The organism is Synechococcus sp. MU1655, assembly GCF_023630655.1.
In the GTDB taxonomy this organism is placed as follows: Bacteria; Cyanobacteriota; Cyanobacteriia; order PCC-6307; family Cyanobiaceae; genus Synechococcus_C.
In genome coordinates this window covers 1-4,395 of record NZ_JAKUHK010000166.1, presented here as the reverse complement: position 1 = coordinate 4,395, position 4,395 = coordinate 1, and the positions used below count along the sequence as shown (strand labels likewise).

Below are 4,395 nucleotides of genomic sequence, written 5' to 3'. Positions count from 1 at the left end.
GCCACCAACTTCCCTTGCCTCGCATGCACAGAGAGCATGTCTCTTGCCGCCTCACCTTGAAGGCGCTCTGGGGCGAGATAGAGAAGCCGCAAGTTACCAGCCGATAACTGCGTCTGAATCAAACGTCGTTGTTCAGGTTGAATCCCGCGATGCAGACAGGCAGCAGCAATGCCTCGCCGCTGCAGTTGCAAAACCTGATCATCCATCAGGGCAACGAGCGGAGAAATCACCACCACCAACCCCTGCCGCACCAAGGCAGGAAGCTGAAAACAAAGTGATTTTCCACCTCCAGTTGGGAGCACGGCTAAACAGTCGCGACCGCTCAGCAGCGCTTCGATAACTGGACGTTGTCCTGAACGAAAGGAGTCCCAGCCGTAATGCCTGTGGAGAGCCTCAAGGAGTGAATCCAACTCTCCCTCTCACTCCACAGCTAGTGCCTTCACTTTAACGAACACCAGATCTAGAGGGTTATCGGAGGCTCCAGTTGATCAGGAGCCTCCTCAACGAGTTGGAGTCTCACCCTCTTGCCCCCAGCAAGTTCGCCCAGGGAGACCCGCATCGTGGCACCACTCAACGTCTGTAGCGCTGTCAAAACATCGCGTAAATAGGGGGTGCTACTTCCGCTTTCCACCCATAGCCGTTCGTGCAGACCGCCTAACCGTCTCCAAGAGGTGTGCAGCTTAAGGACCGCAGACTCCAGCGCCTGAGCCTGTCCAACAGCATCGGCAAGCAAACCCAGAGCATCGAGACGTTGTGCCTCCTGCATCGCTTTCTCAAGGTCAAGTTCACCCTGCTGAAAGGCACGCACAGCAACACCTGATTCCGTGGCCTTCGTGATCCATCGCGCCGTATGGGTCACGTCCTTGATCCGGTCAAGTTCCGGCTCATCGCGAAGCACCTTGCGGAAGTCTTCCTGCTGAAGTTCTGGAAGCTTTGATAATTCGCGCACCAAAGGAGCCACAACCTTGGATGGCAACAAATTCTCTTGCGCCCTTTGACGAATTTCATCCGGAAGCAAGGGACTGGTTGCGGAGGTGAAATCGTCGGTGAGCCTGCGGACCTGCTTGCGAGTGATCTCCTGCCCTTCGTTAGCGGCTTCAGCAATCATCACTTGCACTTCAGGAGCTGCCAGAGCGGTCTCAAGAAAAGCGCGTTTTGAAAACTGGTTCACACTCGATGGCTCAAGCAAGCCCTCACCAACCAAACCTTGCTCTGATTCAGCCAGTTGGATCAATCCATACGCCCGGGTCTTACTGATTTCACGTTCACGAAGCCACTGCAAAAAGCCAGCACCACGTCCTTCCCCACCGCGTTTTTCGCGGTCCCGCACCGATTTCAGGATGCGACCACGCCAAATTTCGGTCTGCAAGTCAAATTTGTCGCACACGTCCCAGGCCTGCTCGAGACGCGCAAGGAATTCCATCGTGCTGATGTCATCCCGTTCAGGGTCTGGGAGATCGAGATTGAACGCGGGTGCTTCGGAACTCAGGCTCGTCAAAGGCGGTGACAGAGGGTGTGGTGATGGATGCTGCCATGCCGATGCGGCGAACTGGGCAACAGGTCGAACGACATTCTGTGACGCTCACTCCATCTTGAGGCCACTCAGCGATACGCTCAGATTGCATCAACGTTTCTGCACAGCGATGGCAATTTCCCGCGGTGACAAGGTGCGCATTAAGCGCCCTGAGTCCTATTGGTACAACGATGTCGGCACGGTGGCTTCCATCGACACCTCAGGCATTCGTTACCCGGTGGTCGTTCGCTTCGAAAAGGTGAATTACAACGGGATTTCAGGATCAGAAGGCGGAATCAACACGAACAATTTCGCTCAAGCGGAACTCGAGCCGGCCTGAGGCCGTTGCCCGAACTCCCCGAAGTTGAGACGGTTCGTCGTGGCTTAGCGAATCGTCTCAATCAATTCGTCGTCAGCGATCTTGAAGTCTGCCGGGACAGGACGATTGCAAGTCCTGGTGGACCAGAGTGCTTTGAGTCCGGACTCGTCAATTGCCGCATTGGTCACTGGACAAGAAGAGGAAAGTATCTTTACGCGGAGCTTCATAGGCCTGGATCAACCGATGCCGATGCCGCTGAACAAAGCGCCGGTTATTGGGGTGTTCATTTACGAATGACAGGCCAATTTCATTGGATTGAGGACGACACTCCACCCTGCAAACACACTCGTGTGCGGTTTTGGAATGCTAAGGGCGAAGAATTACGCTTCGTTGACCTAAGAAGTTTTGCAGAAATGTGGTGGGTCCCACCCGATACCGCAGTTGATTCCATCATCACGGGCTTAAAAAAGTTAGGCCCTGAACCCTTTAGCCAAGACTTCAAAACGCAGTACTTGCAAGAGCGATTTAAAGGATCCACACGCTCAATCAAAGCGGCATTACTGGATCAATCGATCGTGGCAGGCACCGGCAACATCTATGCCGATGAAAGTTTGTTTGCTGCAGGGATTCGCCCTCAAACGCCAGCAGGCCAACTCAATCGCAAACAATTAGACAAACTCAGGGAATGCTTGATCGAGATTTTAGACCTAAGTATTGGGGCAGGGGGAACCACCTTTAGTGACTTCAGAGATCTCGAAGGAGTGAATGGCAATTACGGAGGACAAGCAGCGGTCTATAGACGCACCGGGCAACCATGCCCCAAATGTGGGAAAGCTATCGAACGAATCAAGCTGGCAGGACGCAGCACCCACTGGTGCTCCAGCTGCCAAACGTGATAACAAAGTCGCCACACGGAGACGGCGCGAGGAAAAAGCAATCCATCCCAATGGTAGAAATCACTAGACGAAACTAGTAGCTCAAGAAAGCAGCAAAACAAACACCAGAGGAATGATGACAGATAAACAACAATAAAAAAAGTTTCTCCCAAGGCAATCTTGCTGATCACCAAAGAGACTCTTATCATGATAAAAATAACTCTAAAATGCTTTCTCTCAAACAAAAAATAAACTCGTTAGCAATAGCACCGGTCCCAAATCTGTTGGCTGGCCTGGTGATGGCATTGGTACTTATTCCGGAAGCAATTGGCTTCGCTGGAGTAGCTGGGTTTCCTCCAGAGCTCGGCCTCTATGGCGCGATCTTTTTAACGATCACAATCGCCTTCACAGGAAGTCGAGTCGCGATGATCACCTCAGCATCAGGATCAACTGCCGTACTGATGACAGGGCTTGCCGCTCAAGGGAATAACTTTTCAGACAACAAAGGAATCATTCTTGTGCTAACAGCAAGCATGCTTGCGGGGGGTCTCCAGATCATCTGGAGCCTGTGCAACATTTCGGCTTTAATGAAGTACATCCCAAAACCTGTTGTCAGTGGATTCGTTAACGCACTGGCATTACTCATTTTGCAAGCAGAATTACCACAACTTGGCTTTGAGCAACTTCTAGGACTTGAAAAACATCAGGAAGCATACCTACCAACAGCGAACGAGCTACCAACCGTATGGATATTGACGACAATAGGACTACTAATCATCTATTCATTTCCTTACATCACGAAAAAAATACCCTCTCAACTTATCTCCATTGCTGTCGTGACCATACTTGCATGGACGATGCAATTAGATGTGCCAAGAGTCAGTAACCTGGGGAGCCTGCCGCAGGGAATCCACTTACCGGAAATGCCATTCCTCATCAATGGAGCCCAGAACATTGCTGGCCTTGATCTTCTATGGACGACAGTGCCAATTGCAATTGCAATTTCGCTCGTAGGCCTGTTAGAAACCTTTCTAACGGTCGATTACATCGATACACTAACCGAAACAACGGCGGATAAAAAATCGGAAGGCATCGGACAAGGAATCGCAAATATCATTACATCATTGTTTGGAGGAATGGCTGGATGTGCACTCGTAGGCGAATCGGTTATGAACGTAAAGAACGGGGCGAAATCAAGACTTTCAACCTTATCGACGGGACTATTTATACTTAGCATTCTTATTTTCGCAAGATCAATTCTTGGATTAATCCCCTTAGCCGCAGTCGCCGCAGTCATGATTTCGATCGCAGTTGCAACTGCAGACTCTGACAGTTTGAGGATGATAGGGAGATTGCCTAAGATCGACACTCTTCTAATGATCGCTACATTTTTAGCGACGATGCTGACTCATCCACACAACCTTGCCGTGGGCGTGATTGTAGGTGTCAGCACCTCTCAACTCTACGGATTCATCAGAAGAAAAACCAATCACCGATCAGAGAACAGCGATTAAAAACAATGGCCTGACTTAAAGGAAGGAGAAGGTATTGAGGAAATTGACAAAGTAACGCGAAAAAAGACACAAAAAAAGCCATCCCTTCAAGGGATGGCTTTCTTCGTTTGGAATGTTTTTACCTGGCATCGAGCTATTTTCTCAGGGGGCTACCCCCCAAATATCGTCGCCGCT

General features: G+C 50.6%; 5 protein-coding genes. 3 read left to right on the top strand and 2 right to left on the bottom strand.

The genetic code is table 11. The features are described 5' to 3' along the window. On the bottom strand, positions 1–410 hold a 410-nt coding region (locus NCN04_RS08330), incomplete at its 3' end, for a DEAD/DEAH box helicase (protein WP_250395778.1). A gap of 50 nt (positions 411–460) precedes the next feature. Then, positions 461–1,423 (bottom strand): hypothetical protein, encoded by a 963-nt coding sequence (locus NCN04_RS08325; protein WP_245407387.1) that lies wholly within the window; start codon positions 1,421–1,423, stop codon positions 461–463. Between the two features lie 220 nt (positions 1,424–1,643). Here NCN04_RS08325 and NCN04_RS08320 point away from each other — a divergent pair, with 220 nt between their 5' ends. The 3 genes from NCN04_RS08320 (at position 1,644) to NCN04_RS08310 (ending at position 4,221) form a co-directional block, all read left to right on the top strand. Beyond that, a complete protein-coding gene (locus tag NCN04_RS08320; protein WP_006854760.1) occupies positions 1,644–1,853 on the top strand; it encodes a photosystem I reaction center subunit IV in 210 nt (69 codons plus the stop codon). 5 nt (positions 1,854–1,858) lie between these two features. After that, entirely contained in the window at positions 1,859–2,728 is an 870-nt protein-coding gene (locus NCN04_RS08315; RefSeq protein ID WP_250395777.1) for a DNA-formamidopyrimidine glycosylase, read from the top strand. A gap of 263 nt (positions 2,729–2,991) precedes the next feature. Continuing rightward, positions 2,992–4,221, top strand: coding sequence for a SulP family inorganic anion transporter (locus tag NCN04_RS08310; RefSeq protein WP_250395776.1), 1,230 nt, complete (start codon positions 2,992–2,994; stop codon positions 4,219–4,221). Positions 4,222–4,395 lie beyond the last annotated feature (174 nt).

Coding starts and splice junctions, on each gene's coding strand:
- NCN04_RS08320 (WP_006854760.1), top strand. CDS start 1,644: ATGGCAATTTCCCGCGGTGACAAGGTGCGCATTAAGCGCCCTGAGTCC.
- NCN04_RS08325 (WP_245407387.1), bottom strand. CDS start 1,423: ATGGAATTCCTTGCGCGTCTCGAGCAGGCCTGGGACGTGTGCGACAAA.